The 17,688-nt window shown below is 63.1% G+C and carries 16 protein-coding genes; 3 read left to right on the forward strand and 13 right to left on the reverse strand.

Features of this window, described 5'->3' with window-relative positions:
• Window positions 1-103 precede the first annotated feature (103 nt).
• Both ASF84_RS24845 and ASF84_RS24850 read left to right on the forward strand, forming a co-directional pair.
• A complete protein-coding gene (locus tag ASF84_RS24845) occupies window positions 104-553 on the forward strand; it encodes a winged helix-turn-helix transcriptional regulator (RefSeq protein WP_056841558.1) in 450 nt (149 codons plus the stop codon).
• A 36-nt stretch (window positions 554-589) separates the two neighbouring features.
• Window positions 590-820, forward strand: a complete 231-nt coding sequence (locus ASF84_RS24850) for a DUF3820 family protein (protein ID WP_056841559.1) — start codon at window positions 590-592, stop codon at window positions 818-820.
• Window positions 821-1,017: 197 nt separating this feature from the next.
• Here ASF84_RS24850 and ASF84_RS24855 read toward each other — a convergent pair whose 3' ends face one another.
• From ASF84_RS24855 to zwf, 3 genes are read right to left on the reverse strand one after another with little or no spacing between them, the layout of a single operon-like run.
• Window positions 1,018-1,692: a bifunctional 4-hydroxy-2-oxoglutarate aldolase/2-dehydro-3-deoxy-phosphogluconate aldolase gene (locus ASF84_RS24855; protein ID WP_056841560.1), complete on the reverse strand. Its 675-nt coding sequence runs from the start codon at window positions 1,690-1,692 to the stop codon at window positions 1,018-1,020.
• Window positions 1,693-1,712: 20 nt separating this feature from the next.
• Window positions 1,713-2,426 carry a 6-phosphogluconolactonase gene (gene pgl / locus ASF84_RS24860; RefSeq protein ID WP_056841561.1) on the reverse strand — a complete coding sequence of 238 codons (714 nt, stop codon included), beginning with the start codon at window positions 2,424-2,426 and terminating at the stop codon, window positions 1,713-1,715.
• Window positions 2,413-3,882, reverse strand: a complete 1,470-nt coding sequence (gene zwf, locus ASF84_RS24865; protein ID WP_056841562.1) for a glucose-6-phosphate dehydrogenase — start codon at window positions 3,880-3,882, stop codon at window positions 2,413-2,415. The genes pgl and zwf overlap by 14 nt, the downstream gene beginning before the upstream one ends.
• A gap of 219 nt (window positions 3,883-4,101) precedes the next feature.
• Here zwf and ASF84_RS24870 point away from each other — a divergent pair, with 219 nt between their 5' ends.
• On the forward strand, window positions 4,102-4,968 hold the full coding sequence (locus ASF84_RS24870) for a MurR/RpiR family transcriptional regulator (RefSeq protein ID WP_056841563.1): 867 nt from the start codon (window positions 4,102-4,104) through the stop codon (window positions 4,966-4,968).
• Between the two features lie 267 nt (window positions 4,969-5,235).
• Here ASF84_RS24870 and ASF84_RS24875 read toward each other — a convergent pair whose 3' ends face one another.
• From ASF84_RS24875 to edd, 10 genes are all read right to left on the reverse strand, one after another.
• Window positions 5,236-6,090 (reverse strand): D-hexose-6-phosphate mutarotase, encoded by an 855-nt coding sequence (locus ASF84_RS24875; protein ID WP_056841796.1) that lies wholly within the window; start codon window positions 6,088-6,090, stop codon window positions 5,236-5,238.
• A gap of 125 nt (window positions 6,091-6,215) precedes the next feature.
• Complete coding sequence (locus ASF84_RS24880; RefSeq protein ID WP_056841564.1) at window positions 6,216-7,574, reverse strand: carbohydrate porin; 1,359 nt, start codon at window positions 7,572-7,574, stop codon at window positions 6,216-6,218.
• A 109-nt stretch (window positions 7,575-7,683) separates the two neighbouring features.
• Complete coding sequence (locus ASF84_RS24885) at window positions 7,684-8,844, reverse strand: ABC transporter ATP-binding protein (protein WP_056841565.1); 1,161 nt, start codon at window positions 8,842-8,844, stop codon at window positions 7,684-7,686.
• A gap of 15 nt (window positions 8,845-8,859) precedes the next feature.
• Window positions 8,860-9,708, reverse strand: coding sequence for a carbohydrate ABC transporter permease (locus ASF84_RS24890; RefSeq protein WP_056841566.1), 849 nt, complete (start codon window positions 9,706-9,708; stop codon window positions 8,860-8,862).
• Entirely contained in the window at window positions 9,701-10,609 is a 909-nt protein-coding gene (locus ASF84_RS24895; RefSeq protein WP_056841567.1) for a carbohydrate ABC transporter permease, read from the reverse strand. The genes ASF84_RS24890 and ASF84_RS24895 overlap by 8 nt, the downstream gene beginning before the upstream one ends.
• Before the next feature lie 114 nt (window positions 10,610-10,723).
• On the reverse strand, window positions 10,724-12,016 hold the full coding sequence (locus ASF84_RS24900) for an ABC transporter substrate-binding protein (RefSeq protein ID WP_056841568.1): 1,293 nt from the start codon (window positions 12,014-12,016) through the stop codon (window positions 10,724-10,726).
• A gap of 394 nt (window positions 12,017-12,410) precedes the next feature.
• Complete coding sequence (locus tag ASF84_RS24905) at window positions 12,411-13,817, reverse strand: ATP-binding protein (RefSeq protein ID WP_056841569.1); 1,407 nt, start codon at window positions 13,815-13,817, stop codon at window positions 12,411-12,413.
• A gap of 49 nt (window positions 13,818-13,866) precedes the next feature.
• Entirely contained in the window at window positions 13,867-14,607 is a 741-nt protein-coding gene (locus tag ASF84_RS24910; protein ID WP_056841570.1) for a response regulator, read from the reverse strand.
• Between the two features lie 270 nt (window positions 14,608-14,877).
• Window positions 14,878-15,837 (reverse strand): glucokinase, encoded by a 960-nt coding sequence (locus ASF84_RS24915; RefSeq protein WP_056841571.1) that lies wholly within the window; start codon window positions 15,835-15,837, stop codon window positions 14,878-14,880.
• Window positions 15,834-17,660 (reverse strand): phosphogluconate dehydratase, encoded by a 1,827-nt coding sequence (gene edd, locus ASF84_RS24920; RefSeq protein ID WP_056841572.1) that lies wholly within the window; start codon window positions 17,658-17,660, stop codon window positions 15,834-15,836. Before edd ends, ASF84_RS24915 begins: the two co-directional genes overlap by 4 nt.
• Between the last annotated feature and the right edge of the window lie 28 nt (window positions 17,661-17,688).

Raw genomic sequence — 17,688 nt, forward strand, 5'->3', positions numbered from 1 at the left:
CGTCTCTGAATGAAAATGTGGTTTCATTTTAAAACCGGTTATTTGATTTCTATCGTTTCCGGTTTTAATCTGCAACCTGTTTTTTCAAGCCAAGGTGATGTGCATGGCCCGGCAAGCGACGCTGCAGACCAGCGAATGCCCTGTAGCAAGGACCCTGGAAGCGATTGGCGAGCGCTGGACACTGTTGATCATCCGCGACGCGTTCGACGACATTCGCCGCTTCGGTGATTTTCAGAAAAGCCTGGGCCTGGCCAAAAACATCCTGGCCGCACGCCTGAAAGTGCTGGTTGAATTGGGAATCTTCGAGATCTGTCCGGCCTCGGACGGCAGTGCCTACAAGGAATACGTGCTGACCGAGCGTGGCCGGGCTGTTTTCCCGATTGTGGTGGGCCTGCGCCAGTGGGGCGAACAGCACCTGTTCAAGGCCGGTGAAACCCACTCGGTGCTGCTGGACAAGGACAGTGACCAGCCGGTGACCCGCCTTGAAGTCAGGTCTGTCGACGGCAAGCGGCTGGCGCCGCAGGATTGCCATCGACGTCGTGTCACTGGATAAGCCCTACCGTTTTTCGTTTTGCCAGGAACCTGAAGCATGAACCCGGAAACACTCAAACTGCTGGTCACCCGTGAAATGCCCTTCGGCAAATACAAGGGCCGGCTGTTGGCCGACCTGCCGGGGCATTACCTGAACTGGTTTGCCCGCGAAGGCTTTCCCAAGGGCGAGCTGGGCGCGCTGCTGGCGCTGATGCAGGAGATCGACCACAACGGCCTGAGCGAACTGCTCGACCCCCTGCGCACCCGCCCCCGGCAATTCGGCCCGTAAGCCGCAGAAGAAAACAGACGTGCGAGCGACATGGAAATCACCTCCGCAGGAGCGGCCAACGGTCGCGAAAAGGGCCGCCTGATTCACAGCGGCATTCGCGACCGTTGGTCGCTCCTACAGACAGCGCGCCGCCTTGGCGTGCCGACTTGGCGCGCCGCCTTGGCGGCGGGCAATATCCCGGGAGGGGCCAACAAGGTTCAGGCGAACAACGCCACCGCCTCTGCCGTGGCTTCCTGAATCCGGCCCCAGTCACCATTCTTCACCCAGGCGTTGTCGATCATCCAGCTGCCGCCCACGCACATGACGTTGGGCTGGGCGATGTAGTTCTTCAGGTTCTGGGCATTGACCCCGCCGGTCGGGCAGAAGCGCACTTCGTTGAAAGGACCGCCCAAGGCCTTGAGCGCGGCCACGCCGCCGCTGACTTCGGCCGGGAACAGCTTGAAGCGCCGGTAACCCAGGCCATAGCCGATCATGATGTCCGAGGCACTGCTGATACCCGGCAACAGGGGCACCGTGCTTGGCACCGACGCTTGCAACAGCTCCAGCGTGCTGCCAGGGGTCACGATGAACTGCGCACCGGCCGCCTCGGCCTCGGCCAGCGAATGACGGTCCAGAATGGTCCCGGCACCGACGATCAGTTCAGGGCGTTGCTCGCGCAGCACGCGAATGGCGTCCAGGCCGAAGGCCGAACGCAGGGTCACTTCCAGCACCGTCAGGCCACCGGCGGCCAGCGCATCGGCCAGCGGCAGGACATCCTGCGCACGGGCGATGGTGATCACCGGCAGGATTTTGGCCTTGGCGCACAGTGCATCGATCCGGGCCGTCTTGCTCGCCATGCTGTCAAGCGGCTGATTGTTTTCATAATGGGTCATGGCGATGGTTTCCTCAGGCCCTACGGGCACCAATAGATCTCTAGGGACAGGTTAAGAAAGGCACGTACCGGCATTTGCGCCAGGTCAGTGCCGTCGAGCGCCACGCGCAGGGTGTGGAGCTTGGATTTGCCGGACACCGACAGGATCGGTGCACGGGCCGAGGCCAGCAGGCGACGGGTCAGGGTCAGGCGCTGGTGCGGTACGCTCGGCGCCAGCATGGGCAGGCAGCGACGCTCGCCCTGCTCGTCCAGCGCTTCGGCCAGGTTCGGGCTGCCGGGGAACAGCGAGGCGGTATGGCCGTCATCGCCCATGCCCAGCACCAGGACATCGATCGGCGGCAGTTCGGCCAGCAGGCGGTCGGCCTGCTCGGCGGCGACCTCAAGGTTGGGCGCCACGTTATACAGGCCGATGAATCTGGCCTCGGCCGCCGCGCCTTGCAGCAGGTGACGCTGCACCAAAGCGGCATTGCTGTCGGGGTGCTCGACCGGCACCCAGCGCTCATCGGCCAGGCTGATCACCACCCGCGCCCAGTCCAGCGGTTGCACGGCCAGGTGCTCGAAAAAGGCCACCGGACTGCGCCCGCCGGACACCACCAGGGTGGCCGTGCCGTTCTGGGCAATGGCGGTACGCAGGCGCTCGGCGACATTGAGCGCCAGGGCTTGCGCCAGTTGCTGGGGGGTGTCGAAGTCGTGGGCTGTCAGGCCCGCCGGCAGTTGCAATTCACATATCGCCATACCAGGATCTCCCGTCTCGCGTAATAAGGGCTATGGAACTCATCGGTCCCCAGGACCCGGCGGCGTAGGGCTTGGGCGCATCGCCCGCTTTCTTCCAGCCGGCGATCAGTTGATCGCACCACTGCCAGGCGTATTCGATTTCATCCTTGCGCACGAACAGGTTCTGGTTGCCGCGCATCACTTCCAGCAACAACCGCTCGTAGGCATCGGGCACCCGCGCGCTGCGGTAGGTGTCGGAAAAATTCAGGTTCAACGGGCCGCTGCGCAGCTGCATGCCCTTGTCCAGGCCCTGGTCCTTGGTCATCACCTGCAGAGAAATGCCCTCGTCGGGCTGCAGGCGGATGATCAGCCGGTTGCTGATCTGCAGGCGCTGCTCGGGGGCAAAGATGTAGTGCGGCGGCTCCTTGAAGTGGATCACGATCTGCGACAACTTCTGCGGCATGCGCTTGCCGGTACGCAGGTAGAACGGCGTGCCCGACCAGCGCCAGTTGCGAATGTCGGCGCGCAGCGCGACGAAGGTCTCGGTGTCACTCTCGGTGTTGGAGTTTTCTTCCTCCAGGTAACCGGGCACCGATTTGCCTTCGCTGTAGCCGGCGGCGTACTGGCCACGCACCACCTGGGTCGCCAGGCGCTCGGGCGTGAACGGCGCCAGGGCCTTGAGCACCTTGACCTTTTCGTCACGAATGCTGTCGGCCGACAGGTCGCTGGGCGGGTCCATGGCGATCAGGCACAGCAACTGCAACAGGTGATTCTGGATCATGTCGCGCAACTGGCCGGCCTGGTCGAAATAGCCCCAGCGCCCCTCGATGCCGACTTTCTCGGCCACGGTGATTTCCACGTGGGAGATGTGGTTCTGGTTCCACTGGGTTTCGAACAGGCTGTTGGCAAAGCGCAGGGCGATCAGGTTCTGCACCGTGTCCTTGCCCAGGTAGTGATCGATACGGTAGACACGGTTCTCCGGGAAGAACCGCGCCACGGCATCGTTGACCCGCTTGGACGAGGCCAGGTCATGACCGATGGGCTTCTCCAGCACGGCGCGGGTGCGGGCGCTCAGACCCACGGCATCCAGGTTTTCGCAGATGGCACCATAGACCGCCGCGGGCGTGGCGAAGTAGGCGATCAGGGTGTCGACATCGGCCACCTGCCCGGCCAGGTCGTGATAGCCCTCGACCTTGAGAAAGTCCAGGTGCAAGTAGCTCAGGCGCGCCAGAAAACGGGTGACATGCTCGCCTTCAAGTTCGGCATCGGGAATGAAGCGGCGCATGGCCTCATGGATGGCGGCCAGGTGCGAGGCCGGCTCGCCAGCCTCGCGCGCCAGGGCGATGATGCGGGTGTCTTCATGCAACAGGCCGGCACGGTCGAGCTGATAAAGAGCCGGGAACAGTTTGCGCACAGCCAGGTCGCCAAGGGCACCAAACAAGGCGAATGTGCACGGTTCAACCGTAATCAGGGGCATAATGTTGGTTCTTTTATCAAGTTAGACTACAAATACCTTTTTTAAAGGCGTTTCTCAAGGCCATATGTAGTAATAACCACAACATTTTATCGAAAACCTCATACCAGTGGTGATTCACACAGCCTCTGAGTACGATAGGCCACCTTTGCTACAGGCTAAAGGGGGCATTTGGAGTCCCCTGTACAAAACGCTGCCCGCTAGCCCCCACAAGGATCAGGAATGGACCGCACACGAAATTTGCTGGAGCAGATCCAGAACCGACTCCTGGAATTGAACAAGGCCGAGCGCAAGGTCGCCGAAGTCATCCTGCTCAACCCGCAGATGGCCACCCGACTGAGCATTGCCGCCCTGGCCCAGGCGGCCAAGGTCAGCGAACCGACGGTCAATCGTTTCTGCCGTTCGTTCAGCGTCAGCGGTTACCCTGAACTCAAGCTGCAACTGGCCCAGAGCCTGGCCAGTGGTGCGGCCTATGTCAGCCGTGCGGTCGAGCCCGATGACAATCCGGAAGCCTACACCCAGAAGATTTTCGGCAGTGCCATCGCCTCGCTCGACAGCGCCTGCCAGCAACTGGATCCGGCGCAGATCAGCCGCGCCGTGGACATGCTGATCCAGGCCCGGCAGATCCACTTTTTCGGCCTGGGCGCCTCGGCGCCGGTGGCGCTGGATGCCCAGCACAAGTTCTTCCGCTTCAACCTGGCGGTCAGCGCCCATGCCGACGTGCTGATGCAGCGCATGCTGGCCTCGGTGGCGCACACGGGCGATCTGTTCGTGATCATCTCCTACACCGGCCGCACCCGTGATCTGGTCGAAGTCGCCCGCCTGGCACGCAGCAGCGGCGCCTCGGTGCTGGGCCTGACTGCCGCCGGCTCGCCGCTGGCCCAGGCGTGCAGCGTCAGCCTGCACATCCCGCTGCCCGAAGACACCGACATCTACATGCCCATGACCTCGCGCATCATCCAGCTCACCGTGCTGGACGTGCTTGCCACCGGCATGACCCTGCGCCGTGGCGTGGACTTCCAGCCGCATTTGCGCAAGATCAAGGAAAGCCTCAACGACAGCCGCTACCCGCTGGATGACCAAGGGTAGGACCGGCTTTGGCCGGGACCCCATGATCGGTATCCCTGCGGTGTAGGAGCGCGCTCTGCCCGCGACCGAGTGCGCTAGCGCTCGCAAAATTGTGGCGTTTCATAGATCCCGGATGGGTTAGCAGTCATACATTTGTGGCGTTTCCGAAATTTTGCGAGCGCTTCGCACTCGGTCGCGGTGGTCCGGCATTCCGGCAAGCGCGCTCCTACAGATCAGGGTGTTGCCAGATCAGGGGGTTGCGGCGCGCCAAGGCGGCGCCCGTGGAGTTCAGTGCGCCAGTTGTGCCTGCAGGCTCAGGCTGGCCTGCTGGCCGGGGCGCAGGCCCTGGCCTTCGCCGGAGCCGCACACCGCTTCGACCCTGACGAAACCTGTGCTTTCAATACCACTGACGCCCAGCAGCGGGCGGCTGCCGGGGTGCCAGACAGCGGTGCCGGCGCTGCTGCCGGTGTCGATGTTCAACCGGCGCTGCCAGGCCAGGTCCTGAAGCTGCACCGCGCCTTCATGCTCGAACAATCGCTCACAGCCGCCCAGCACACGCAGTTCGCCATGCTGCCGGCACGCCTGACGCCGCAATTGATCGTAGCCTTGCGCACCGTCCAGGCCTTGCAGGGCGACTTCAGCCACATCACTGATCTGCCAGTAGGCATGCAGCGCATGGCTGAAATGACAGGGCTCGCTGTCCTGATGACGGGTACTCAGGCGCAGGTTCATGCCCTGGCCCAGCTCGGCATGCAGATCCACCTGCCAGTCCCATAGCTGCAATTGCCAGTGCATCTGCACGCAGTCTTCATCGCTCTGGCTGTCGATGAGTGTCCAGTTCAGCAGACGCGCCCAGCCATGCGCCGGCCAGCCGCCCTCCTCCGGGTGTCGTCCGTACCAGGGCCAGCACACCGGCACACCGCCACGAATTGCCCCGACTTGCGGCCATTGCGCCGCACACCACAACCACGGCTTTTGCCCACGCGGTTGAAAATGCAGCAATTGCGCACCCTGGCGGCTGAACACCGCCTGGCAATGCGGGTGCTCGATCACCAGCACCTCACGCGCCTGAAAGCGTTCCCATTCAAAGGTCGCACGCGGACGCTGCGCCGTGAAAAACCGCTGCAATGGATGCTCGTGCATCGGCACTTCCTTGATCAACATGACGCATCAGGCCATCGAATGGTTCATAGCATGACCTGAACCGGAAATATTGGCAGCCAAAAAAAACGGGCAGCCTGGCTGCCCGCAAAGCACACACGACCCGATCAGAATTTGGTCTGGATCTTCAGGCCGGCCACCAGCGCATCGTCCACCTTGTCGACACCGCCCGGATGACGGATGTATTGCAGGTTGGGACGCACGGTCAGCCAGTTGGTGACATGGAAGCCGTAGTAGATTTCAGAGTTGTACTCGGTGTCCTGCACGGGCAGGAAGGCCGGGTTGTCGTAATCGTTGATGTTATTGAGCTGGTTGACCAGCCGGCGGCGGTCCTGGGCGTCGTCGTTGACATGGATACGCGCCACACCGATGCCGATGTCATCCTTGGGTCGCGAGTCGAACGGGCCTTTGTAGACCAGGCCGATCTGCTGGAAGTTATCGATGTAGTTGGTGTCCTTGTCGTGCACGGTGGCCGCGGCAAACACGGTCAGGCCGCGCGAGGCATCGCCGTTGTGCGCGGTCAGTTGCTGGGTCGCCATGATCCAGCCACCGTGCTTGCTGCCATGCGACTTGAAGGCCCCGCCGCTGATCGGCTGCGGCTGGCCGTTGGCACCTTCGTAGACATCGTCGGCGTCCGGGCTGCTGTGGTAGTAACCCAGGCGGTACTCGCCGGGCAGCGAGTTGACCTTCGGACTCCAGACCACTTCGACCGGCACGATGGTGCCCTGGCTGCCACTGCCGCTGAGCTTGAAGCCGTTGCCGATTTCCAGGTTGGACGGGTTCTGCTCGAAGACCCCGATCTGGGCAAAGAACTCCGGCGTGATGTTGTACTTGGCGCTCAGTGCCCACTGGCTGACCGGCCAGTTGTACCAGGTACTGACGTAGTTGGCCGGCTGCGCGCCGCACAGGGTCAGGTTCTGGAAGTCGCACGGTGCCGAGGCAAACTCTTCACCCGGCCCGAAGCGGCCGAACTTGACGTCCAGGGCACCATCGAACAGCTTCTGCTTGATCCACATCTGGGTCAGGCGCCAGGTCTGGCCACGCCCCCAGACTTCCTGCGACGAGCTGAGGGTGCCGGCACGCGGGTCGCCGATGCGGTCATTGGAAATGTTACGGCCACTACGCTCGGTGATCGCCAGCTTGAACTCGGCGCCCTGCCAGCCAAAGGCCTTTTGCAGGTCGACCTTCAGGCCAAAGGCAAACTGATCGGCATAGCGTGCAGTGACATCATCGTTATAGCCGCCGTTGATATTGCTGGCCGTTTCGCTGACGTACTCCAGCGACAGGTCATAGCCCTTGTCGAGCAACTCCGTACGCAGCCCGCCCCAGTCGCCGGTCATCCATGGCGAGTCGGCGCTGAAGGCACCGGCCGCCTGGGCGCTGCCGGCCAGGGCCAGCGTGCCCAGCACCGACAGTTTGCAGGCCCAATAGAGTCGCGAGCGCGCGGCTGTGTTGATGTTCTTCATCCCTTCGATCCTCGATTTATTGTTATTGGCTTTTTTAGGTTTACAACGTTCGACAGACTTGCTCGACGTCACTGCCGGGCAGAGCAGGCACTGCCCGGCAGCGCAACAATCACTTGCGGTTCAACTGGGTCACGTTGCCGGCGCGCTCGGCAGCGGCCGGCGCGCCCAACGCGCCCAGGCGCTCGCCGGTGGCGGCGTCGAACAGCAACACCCGCGACGGATCGAACTGCAGGTCCAGGCTCTCGCCAGGCAGGGGTGCCTGATCCGGGGCCAGGCGGCAGCAGACCTTGGTCTGGTTGAGCGTGATGAACACCAGGGTGTCAGGTCCGGTGGGCTCGACCACTTGCACTTCGGCACGAATGCCGGGCTGCCCGTTGGTCTCGCTGCCGGCCAGGGCGATCTGCTCGGGCCGCACACCCAGAATCACTTCGCGGTCTTCAAGCCCCGGCTCATTGAACGCCAGGGGCAGCTCGCAACGCGCCTGGCCACTGTCGAGCAGCGCGATCAGGCGCCCGTCGCGACGTTGCAGGCGCAGGGGGATGAAGTTCATCGGCGGCGAGCCGATGAAGCTGGCCACGAACTGGTTGGCCGGGTCGTTGTAGATCTCACGCGGGGTGCCGAACTGCTGGACGATGCCGTCCTTCATCACCGCCACCTTGTCGCCCAGGGTCATGGCCTCGATCTGGTCGTGGGTGACATACACCGTGGTGGTCTTGAGGCGCTGGTGCATCAGTTTCATTTCGGTGCGCATCTCGACCCGCAGCTTGGCATCGAGGTTGGACAACGGTTCGTCGAACAGGTAGATCTTCGGCCGCCGCGCCAGGGCCCGGCCCATGGCCACGCGCTGTTGCTGGCCACCGGACAACTGACCGGGCTTGCGTTCGAGCAGGTGCTCGATCTGCAACAGGCGCGCCACGCGGCTGACTTCTTCATCGATCTCGGCCTTGGGCAGCTTGCGGATCTTCAAGCCGAACTCGATGTTCTCGCGCACGCTCATGGTCGGGTACAGCGCATAGGACTGGAACACCATGGCGATGTCACGATCCTTGGGGCTGGTGTTGCTGACGTCCTGGCCGTCGATCAGGATCGCCCCGCCACTGATGCCTTCCAGCCCGGCGATGCAGTTCATCAGGGTCGACTTGCCACACCCGGACGGGCCGACCAGGATCAGGAACTCGCCGTCCCTGATTTTCAGTTCGATGTTTTTCAGGGTGTCCGGCAGGCTGGCACCGTAGGTCTTGTTTACATTTCGAAGTTCGAGAGTCGCCATGGTTGATCCCTTGATTCAGCCCTTGACCGCGCCGGCTGTGAGCCCACGCAGGAAATACTTGCCGGCCAGGATGTAGACCAGCAGTGTCGGCAGCCCGGCGATCATCGCCGCTGCCATGTCTACGTTGTATTCCTTGGCCCCGGTGCTGGTGTTGACCAGATTGTTCAGGGCCACGGTGATGGGCTGCGAATCGCCACTGGAGAACACCACGCCGAACAGGAAATCGTTCCAGATCTGGGTGAACTGCCAGATCAGGCAGACCATGATGATCGGCGTCGACATCGGCAGCACGATGCGCCAGAAGATGGTGAAGAACCCCGCGCCATCGAGTCGCGCCGCGCTGACCAGCGCCTGGGGCACGGTCACGTAGAAGTTGCGGAAGAACAGCGTGGTAAAGGCCAGGCCATACACCACATGGATGAACACCAGGCCCGTGGTGGTGTTGGCCAGGCCCATCTTGCCCAACGTGAAGGACGCCGGCAGCAGCACGGTCTGGAACGGCAGGAAGCAGCCGAACAGCAGCAGGCCGAAAAACAGCTGCGAGCCGCGAAAGCGCCACATCGACAGCACATAACCATTGAGCGCGCCGATGGCGGTGGAAATGATCACCGCCGGAATGGTGATGCGCATCGAGTTCCAGAAGTAGCCATCGACGATGTCCCAGGCCTTGATCCAGCCGATCACCGTGACCACCGTCGGCCAGCTCAGCAGGTTGCCGCTGCCGATGTCTTCAGGGGTCTTGAGGCTGGTCAGCAGCATGACCACCAGCGGCACCAGGTAAACCAGGCAGGCCAGCAGCAGCACGGCATGGATCAACACGCGGCTGGCACTCAAGCCTGAATTGAATCCGACAGGGTTAGCCATTGCGTTTGGTCCTCAGTTCGGAATACAGGTACGGCACCAGGATCGCCAGGATGGCGCCCAGCATCAGCATGGCGCTGGCCGAGCCCATGCCCATCTGCCCGCGGCTGAAGGTAAAGGCGTACATGAACAGCGCCGGCAGGTCCGAGGCGTAGCCGGGGCCACCGGCGGTCATCGCCGACACCAGGTCGAAGCTCTTGATGGCGATGTGCGCCAGGATCATCACCGCACTGAAAAACACCGGCCGCAGGCTGGGCAGCACCACCCGCCAGTAGATCAGCGGCAGGCTGGCGCCATCCATTTGTGCGGCGCGGATGATCGACTGGTCGACGCTGCGCAGGCCGGCCAGAAACAGCGCCATCACAAACCCGGATGACTGCCACACCGCCGCGATCACCAGGCAGTAGACCACCCGGTCGGGATCGACCAGCCAGTCCATGCGAAAGCCTTCCCAGCCCCAGTCGCGCAGCATCTTGTCCAGGCCCAGGCCAGGGTTGAGCAGCCACTTCCAGGCGGTGCCGGTGACGATCATCGACAGGGCCATGGGGTACAGGTAAATGGTGCGGATCGCCCCTTCGCGGCGAATGCGCTGGTCGAGCAGCACCGCCAGGATCACGCCGATGACCAGGCTGATGACGATGAACAAGCCGCCGAACACCAGCAGGTTCTTGCTTGCCACCCACCAACGGTCGTTGTCCATGAGCCGGGCGTACTGGCTCAGCCCCGCCCACTGGTAGTTGGGCAGGAAGGTGGAGCGGGTGAACGACAGCACCAGCGTCCAGAGGATGTAGCCGTAGAAGCCCACCAGTACGATGAGCATGCTCGGCGCCAGCACCAGCCTGGGCAGCCAGCGCTGCAGGGCATCGAAGGGCGAGGCCTTGGTGAAAACTGCGACAGAACTCATTGTAAGCATCCAGTCGGGTCGAATTCGGGCCGCAGGGCGCCGTGAAACCGTTATCGGGTTTCATCGGCATGCACGGCGGGCAGTGCCGCCCGTGCGGGCGGCCAGGTCAGGGTCTTACTTGGCGGACTTGATCGCCGAGTTCAGCCGTTGCGCCGCCTTGGCCGGGTCGGCCTGCGGGTCGTTGATGTAGTTGGTCACCACATCGAAGATGGCGCCCTGCACGGCCAGCGAGGTGGCCATGTTGTGCGCCATGCTCGGTTGCAGGCCGCCATTGCCGGCATCTTTCAGGAAGTCCTTGGCCGAGGCTTGGGCGCAGGCGTCGAAACCGTACTTTTCCATGTTGGCCTGCATGTCCTTGCGCACCGGGATGGACCCCTTGTTGATGCTGAAGACCTTCTGGAAGTCCTCACCCAGCGCGACCTTGGCCAGGTCCTGCTGGGCGGCGATGTCACCCTTGCGATCGGCATTGAGCTTGAACACGGCCAGCGAGTCGACGTTGTAGGTAAAGGCGTTGGCCGTGCCCGGGAAAGGCACGCACTGGTAATCCTTGCCGGCCACCTTTTTGGCTGCGGTCCATTCACTCTTGGCCCAGTCACCCATGATCTGCATGCCGGCCTTGCCGTTGATGACATCGGCTGCGGCGATGTTCCAGTCGCGCCCGGCGCGGTTGGCATCCATGTAGGTGGCGACTTTCTTGAGTGCCTCGAAAGACTTGACCATTTCGGGACCGGTCAGGGTTTTTTCGTCCAGCTCGACGAACGCTTGCTGGTAGCCCTTGGGGCCCATGACCGAGAGCACCACGTTCTCGAACACGGTGCTGTCCTGCCATGGCTGGCCGCCATGGGCCAGGGCGATGAAGCCGGCGGCCTTGAGTTTGTCGGCGGCGGCATAGAACTCTTCGAGGGTGGTCGGTGCCTGGGCGACCCCGGCCTTTTTCAGGACCTCGGGGTTGACCCACAGCCAGTTGACCCGGTGGACATTGACCGGCACGGCCACATAGTCACCGTCGAACTTGACGATGTCGGAGACTTTCTTGTCCAGCAGTTCATCCCACTTTTCCTGCTTGGCGACGTCCTTCAGGACATCGGTGCCGAGCAGGCCGGTGGAGCCCCAATCCTGAATGTCCGGGCCCTTGATCTGCGCCACACCCGGCGGGTTGCCGGACACCGCACGGCTCTTGAGCACGGTCATGGCTGTCGCACCGCCCCCACCGGCCACGGCGCCGTCCTTCCAGGCAAAGCCATCTTTTTCGACCTGCGCCTTGAGCACATCGACTGCCGCCTTTTCGCCACCGGACGTCCACCAGTGCACGACTTCGACCGAGCCTTTGGACTCATCGGCAACCGCGGCAAGAGGGAGTAACGAAGCGAGGGAGATAATCACAGCGAGCGGTGACAGAGCATTCATCGATAAAACCTTCTTGTTGTTATGGGGTGCATTGCAGGTCTGATGCCTGCGCTTGAAAGCAGCATAACCAAGCCCGATGGTTGCTCGGTAACGAAGGGATGCTGATTGGTCACAGACTGGTGACATTCAGTAGCAATGCAATGGCATCTTCACCCGACAAACCTGGGCCCCGGTAGGAGCGCGCTTGCCGGAATGCCGGACCACCGCGACCGAGTGCGCAGCGCTCGCAAAATCTCGGAAACGCTGAAAATCTGCAGCGAATGACCGAAAAATGTGTGAACGCCACAAATTTACGACTGCTAACGCAGCCGGTCGCGGTGGTCCGGCATTCCGGCAGAGCGCGCTCCTACGCAGGGCTGATTCCCATGACGATCATGCGTTGTGTTTTGAGCGCCTACGCTGTTGTGCGTGGCAGATGCAGGGTCACGCGCAGGCCGCCGTCGCGCAGGTTCTGCATCGTCACTTCGCCGCCGTGGCTGTGGGCGATATTGCGGGCGATGCCCAGGCCCAGGCCGTAGCCCTGGCGCTCGCTGCCGGCCAGGCGCACATTGGGTTCGAACACCTCCTCCATGCGTTGCTGCGGCACGCCCGGCCCTTCATCGTCCACATGCAGGACGAACGCCAGACGACTGTCTTCGATACGCAGGTGCGCGCGATGGCCGTACTTGAGGGCATTGTCGATCAGGTTGCCGATGCAGCGCCGCAATGCCAGGGCCTTGCCCGGATACGGCGCCTCGGCCACGCCATACTGGGTCACCCGCCCGTCGCCGCCGGGCAACACGTAGGGCTCGACCAGACAGTCGAGCAGGTAATTGAGGTCTACCGGCTCGATGTTTTCGTGAATATCGGTGTCCTTGACGCATTGCAGCGCACCCTTGACCAGCAGTTCCAGCTCGTCCAGGTCGCGCTCGAAACGCCGTTGCAGGGCCGGGTCTTCGAGCAGTTCGACGCGCAGCCGCAAGCGGGTGATGGGCGTGCGCAGGTCGTGGGAAATGGCGCTGAACAGTTGCCCGCGCTCGGTCAGGTAGCGGCTGATGCGAATGCGCATGCTGTTGAAGGCGCGGCTGACTTCCTGCACTTCGCTGCTGCCGCTTTCAAGCAGCGGCTCACTGTCGCCGTCCAGCGACAGGTTACGCGCGGCACGGGCCAGGCGCTTGAGCGGCCGGCTCTGCCAGTGCACCAGCAGGCCGATGAACAGCAACAGGAACGCGCTGGTCAGGGCAATCGCCCACACCTGTTGCACCGGCAATTGCGGCTCTTCGAGGGTGGTGTAGGGTTCGGGCAGCAGCGAGGCGATGTACAGCCATTCGCCCGGCGCCAGTTCGATCTGGGTCACCAGCACCGGCGGGTCGACCGGCTCCAGGGTCAGGGCGTAGTGCGCCCAGGAACGCGGCAGCTCATCGAGCTTCAGGCCGCTGTTGAAGATGCGCAGGTCATCGGGGCGCACGAACCACACGGCGATCTGCGGCTCGTCACCCAGGTACTTGCGCAACACCTCGCCCACCGCCTCCACCACCGCCTGCTTGCGCGGCGTGAGGTCGAGCAGTTGCATCTGCAACGGATGGTCGTTGAGCGAAACCACAAAGCGGGTGCCACCCATGCTGCGCAACTGGTCCAGCACCAGGGGCCGGTAGGTGACCGGCAGCGAGCGAAAGTAACTGACACTGGCCGACATCGAATAGGCCAGGCTGCGGGCGCTGTTGACCAGCCCCTCCATCTGCGTGGCCCGCAATTGCGCCACCCAGATGACGCTGGACAGGGCCTGGCCCAGCAGGATGGCCAGTAGCGTCAGCAGTAGCATCCTGCCCAGCAGGGAACGGGGCAGCGGCACGCGCCGCTTGCCCTGGCGCTTAATACGCCGACTCCCCACGGGTGTTGACGCTGGCCGCCAGCAGGTAGCCACTGCCGCGCACGGTGCGGATCAGCCTTGGCGATTTGCCGGTGTCGCGCAGGCGCTGGCGCAGGCGACTGACCGCCATGTCGACGATGCGCTCCAGCGGCATCAGCTCGCGGCCACGGGTGGCATTGCCAATGGTGTCGCGGTCGAGAATCTGCTGTGGATGATCGAGAAACAGCTTGAGCAGGGCAAAGTCGGCGCCCGACAGGATCACTTCTTCGCCATCGAGGTGAAACAAGCGGTGGCTGACCATGTCCAGCCGCCACTCGTCGAACTGCCACACCTCGCCACTGCCCGAACGCTCCTGGCCGAACTGCGCACGGCGCAACAGGGCCTTGATCCTGGCCAGCAGTTCACGGGGGCTGAAGGGTTTTCCAAGGTAGTCGTCCGAGCCCAGCTCCAGGCCGATGACCCGGTCGGTTTCGTCGGAGCTGGCAGTGAGCATGATGATCGGCACATGCGGCTGGCGCGGATGCTGACGCACCCAGCGGCACAAGCTGAAGCCATCTTCGTCGGGCAGCATCACATCGAGAATCAACAGGTCGACCGGTGTTTCATTGAACGCCTGGCGAAACTGCGCACCGTTGCACGTGGCGCGCACCTGAAAACCGGCGCGGCTCAGGTAGGCGTCGAGCAACTCGCAGATGTCCTGATCGTCATCGACCAGCAGGATGGTCTTGTTGGCAGCACTCACGCGGGTCGTCCTTGTGCAGTGGATCTTTATTGTTATGGGACGGATGAGGCGCAACCGGCTTCAGCCCGTAAAGCGCCCTTCGCGGTTAAAATCGCTCTCATCAAACACAAAATAAATGACTGACTTTATTGGTTTTTAAATTCCCCCCTGTAGGAGCGCGCTCTGCCCGCGACCGAGTGCGTAGCGCTCGCAAAATCTGCGAAACGCCACAAATTTACGACTGCTAACGCAGCCGGTCGCGGTGGTCCGGCATTCCGGCAGAGCGCGCTCCTACGCGCCAAACGCCTGTTGCAGCGCCACGCCTGCGCCATTGAGGCCCGGGTATTCGGCCGTTACCAGCCACACCGGCAGGTCGTCGAAGTAATCGCTCATCACGCCCTTTTCCTTGAGGGCGCGTTTGAAACCGCTGTTCATGAAGAAATCGACAAAGCGCGGCACCACGCCACCGGCAATGTACACCCCGCCCAACGCGCCCAGGGTCAACACATTGTTGCCAGCCACACGGCCCAGAAACACGCAGAACTGTTCCAGCACCGCGCAGGCCACCGGGTCGCCGCCCTGTGCCGCCTGGGTGATCGCCGCCGGCGACTTGAGCACCGGCTCAAGACCGTCGAGCTCGCAACTGACCCGGTACAGCAACAGCAGCCCGGCGCCGCTGAGCACGGTTTCGGCGCTGACATGCTCATGCTCGGCCATCAGCCGTGTCCACAGCAGCGCCTCGCGGGCGGTGCCGATCGGCAGGTTGACATGTCCGCCCTCACCCGGCAGCGCCGTCCAGTGATTGGCTCCGCTGCTGATCAGGGTCCCGACCCCAAGGCCGGTGCCGGGACCGATGACCGCACGCGGCCGCTCGGGCTGGCCCAGGCCATGGCACACCGTCAGGTATTCATCGTCCTGCAGGCGGGTCATGCCCAGCGCCATGGCGCTGAAATCGTTGATCAGCAGCAGGTGCTCGATCTTGAGGTCGGTGCAGAAACGCGAGCGGCTGAACGTCCAGTGACTGTTGGTGAACTGGAATTCATCGCCGTCGACGGGGCCGGCCACAGCGAGACAGGCATGGCTGACATCGCCGCGTTGCAGGTCGAGGTTCTGCAAGTAGACCTCGATCGCCTGCTGGGGGCCGGTGTAGTCGACGGTCGGGAAGACCTCGATCGAATGCAGCTGGTTATCTTCCCAGATCGCGAAGCGCGCGTTGGTGCCGCCAATATCACCGACCAAAGCCAATTTCACTTGAGCCCCTCCAGACTTGCAGTAAAGGCGCTGGCCCCCTGCTCGGCGGAGCTGAAAGCCTGGCGCATGAAACCGAACAATTCACGACCACAGCCTGCGCTGCTGTCGATCTGCACGGTTGCCAATTCCCTGGCGGCCAATTCTGCCGGTTCCAGCCGCACTTGTAACGTGCCTTTGACGCCATCCACGCGGATCATATCGCCATCGCGCACGCGGGCCAGAGGGCCACCATCGAACGCTTCCGGGCATACATGGATGGCGGCCGGTACCTTGCCCGAGGCCCCGGACATGCGCCCGTCGGTCACCAGCGCGACCTTGAAGCCACGGTCCTGCAACACGCCCAGGAAAGGCGTCATTTTGTGCAGCTCGGGCATGCCATTGCAACGCGGGCCCTGAAAACGCATTACGGCAACGAAATCGCATTCCAGCTCGCCGGCCTTGAACGCATCGGCCAGCGCCTGCTGGTCTTCGAACACCCGCGCCGGAGCCTCGACCACCTGGTGCTCAGGGGAGACCGCCGAAACCTTCATCACGCCACGGCCCAGGTTGCCTTCCATCACCCGCAGCCCGCCCTCGGGCGAGAACGGCCGCGCCACCGGACGCAGGATGTTTTCATCCAGGCTTTGCAACGGACCTTCGCGCCAGACCAGTTGGCCGTTGTCCAGGAACGGCTCGCGGGTGTAGAGGCTCAGGCCGCGCCCGGCCACGGTGTTGACGTCGTCGTGCAACAGCCCGGCGCCGAGCAGTTCGCGGATCAGGAACGACATGCCGCCTGCGGCCTGGAAGTGGTTGATGTCGGCCTTGCCGTTGGGGTAGACGTGACTCAGGGTCGGCACCACGTCCGACAGCTCGGCCATGTCCTGCCAGGTCAGCAGGATGCCGGCGGCACGGGCAATGGCCGGCATGTGCAGGGTGTGGTTGGTCGAGCCGCCGGTGGCGTGCAGGGCCACGATGGAGTTGATGATCGAGCGCTCGTCGACGATTTCGCCCAGCGGCATGTACTGGCCGCTCTGGCGGGTCATGCGTGTCACCTGGCGGGCAGCTTCGTCGGTCAGCGCGTCACGCAACGGCGTGTAGGGGTTGACGAACGAAGCACCTGGCAGGTGCAGGCCCATGACTTCCATTACCAGTTGGTTGGTGTTGGCGGTGCCGTAGAAGGTGCAGGTGCCCGGGCCGTGGTAGGACTTCATTTCCGAGTCCAGCAGCTCCTCGCGGCTGGCCTTGCCCTCGGCGTAGCGCTGGCGCACATCGGCCTTTTCCTTGTTCGACAACCCCGAGACCATCGGCCCGCCGGGCACAAACACGGTGGGCAAATGACCGAAGCGCAGCGCGCCCATCATCAGCCCCGGCACGATCTTGTCGCAGATGCCGAGCATCAGCGCACCGTCGAACATGTTGTGCGACAGCGCCACCGCCGTCGACATGGCGATCACTTCACGGCTGGCAATGGCCAGCTCCATGCCCGGTTCGCCCTGGGTGACGCCATCGCACATGGCCGGCACGCCACCGGCGAACTGCCCCACCGAGCCGATCTCACGCAGGGCCTGCTTGATGCGCTCGGGAAACTGCTCGTAGGGCTGGTGCGCCGAGAGCATGTCGTTATATGACGAAACAATTGCGACGTTGGCGGCATTCATCAGCCGCAGCGTCTGCTTGTCTTCGGGGCCGCAGGCGGCCACGCCGTGGGCGAAGTTGGCGCACTGCAGCTTGCCGCGCATCGGGCCGTCGCTGGCGGCATCGCGGATCAGTTGCAGGTAGCGTTCACGGGTCGGGCGACTGCGTTCGATCAGCCGCTCGGTGACCTCTAGGATGCGGGGATGCATGTGGTGAACTCCAGGCTAAGGTCTATGG

The sequence above is a fragment of the Pseudomonas sp. Leaf127 genome, from assembly GCF_001423155.1.
In the GTDB taxonomy this organism is placed as follows: domain Bacteria; phylum Pseudomonadota; class Gammaproteobacteria; order Pseudomonadales; family Pseudomonadaceae; genus Aquipseudomonas; species Aquipseudomonas ovata.

Excerpts from the sequence above, each read along its gene's own strand:
- ASF84_RS24870 (WP_056841563.1), top strand. The coding sequence starts at position 4,102 with ATGGACCGCACACGAAATTTGCTGGAGCAGATCCAGAACCGACTCCTG.
- pgl (WP_056841561.1), bottom strand. The coding sequence starts at position 2,426 with ATGGCGATATGTGAATTGCAACTGCCGGCGGGCCTGACAGCCCACGAC.
- ASF84_RS24855 (WP_056841560.1), bottom strand. The coding sequence starts at position 1,692 with ATGACCCATTATGAAAACAATCAGCCGCTTGACAGCATGGCGAGCAAG.
- ASF84_RS24890 (WP_056841566.1), bottom strand. The coding sequence starts at position 9,708 with ATGGCTAACCCTGTCGGATTCAATTCAGGCTTGAGTGCCAGCCGCGTG.
- ASF84_RS24905 (WP_056841569.1), bottom strand. The coding sequence starts at position 13,817 with ATGCTACTGCTGACGCTACTGGCCATCCTGCTGGGCCAGGCCCTGTCC.
- ASF84_RS24880 (WP_056841564.1), bottom strand. The coding sequence starts at position 7,574 with ATGAAGAACATCAACACAGCCGCGCGCTCGCGACTCTATTGGGCCTGC.
- ASF84_RS24900 (WP_056841568.1), bottom strand. The coding sequence starts at position 12,016 with ATGAATGCTCTGTCACCGCTCGCTGTGATTATCTCCCTCGCTTCGTTA.
- ASF84_RS24875 (WP_056841796.1), bottom strand. The coding sequence starts at position 6,090 with ATGCACGAGCATCCATTGCAGCGGTTTTTCACGGCGCAGCGTCCGCGT.
- ASF84_RS24850 (WP_056841559.1), top strand. The coding sequence starts at position 590 with ATGAACCCGGAAACACTCAAACTGCTGGTCACCCGTGAAATGCCCTTC.
- ASF84_RS24845 (WP_056841558.1), top strand. The coding sequence starts at position 104 with ATGGCCCGGCAAGCGACGCTGCAGACCAGCGAATGCCCTGTAGCAAGG.
- zwf (WP_056841562.1), bottom strand. The coding sequence starts at position 3,882 with ATGCCCCTGATTACGGTTGAACCGTGCACATTCGCCTTGTTTGGTGCC.
- ASF84_RS24895 (WP_056841567.1), bottom strand. The coding sequence starts at position 10,609 with ATGAGTTCTGTCGCAGTTTTCACCAAGGCCTCGCCCTTCGATGCCCTG.
- ASF84_RS24885 (WP_056841565.1), bottom strand. The coding sequence starts at position 8,844 with ATGGCGACTCTCGAACTTCGAAATGTAAACAAGACCTACGGTGCCAGC.
- edd (WP_056841572.1), bottom strand. The coding sequence starts at position 17,660 with ATGCATCCCCGCATCCTAGAGGTCACCGAGCGGCTGATCGAACGCAGT.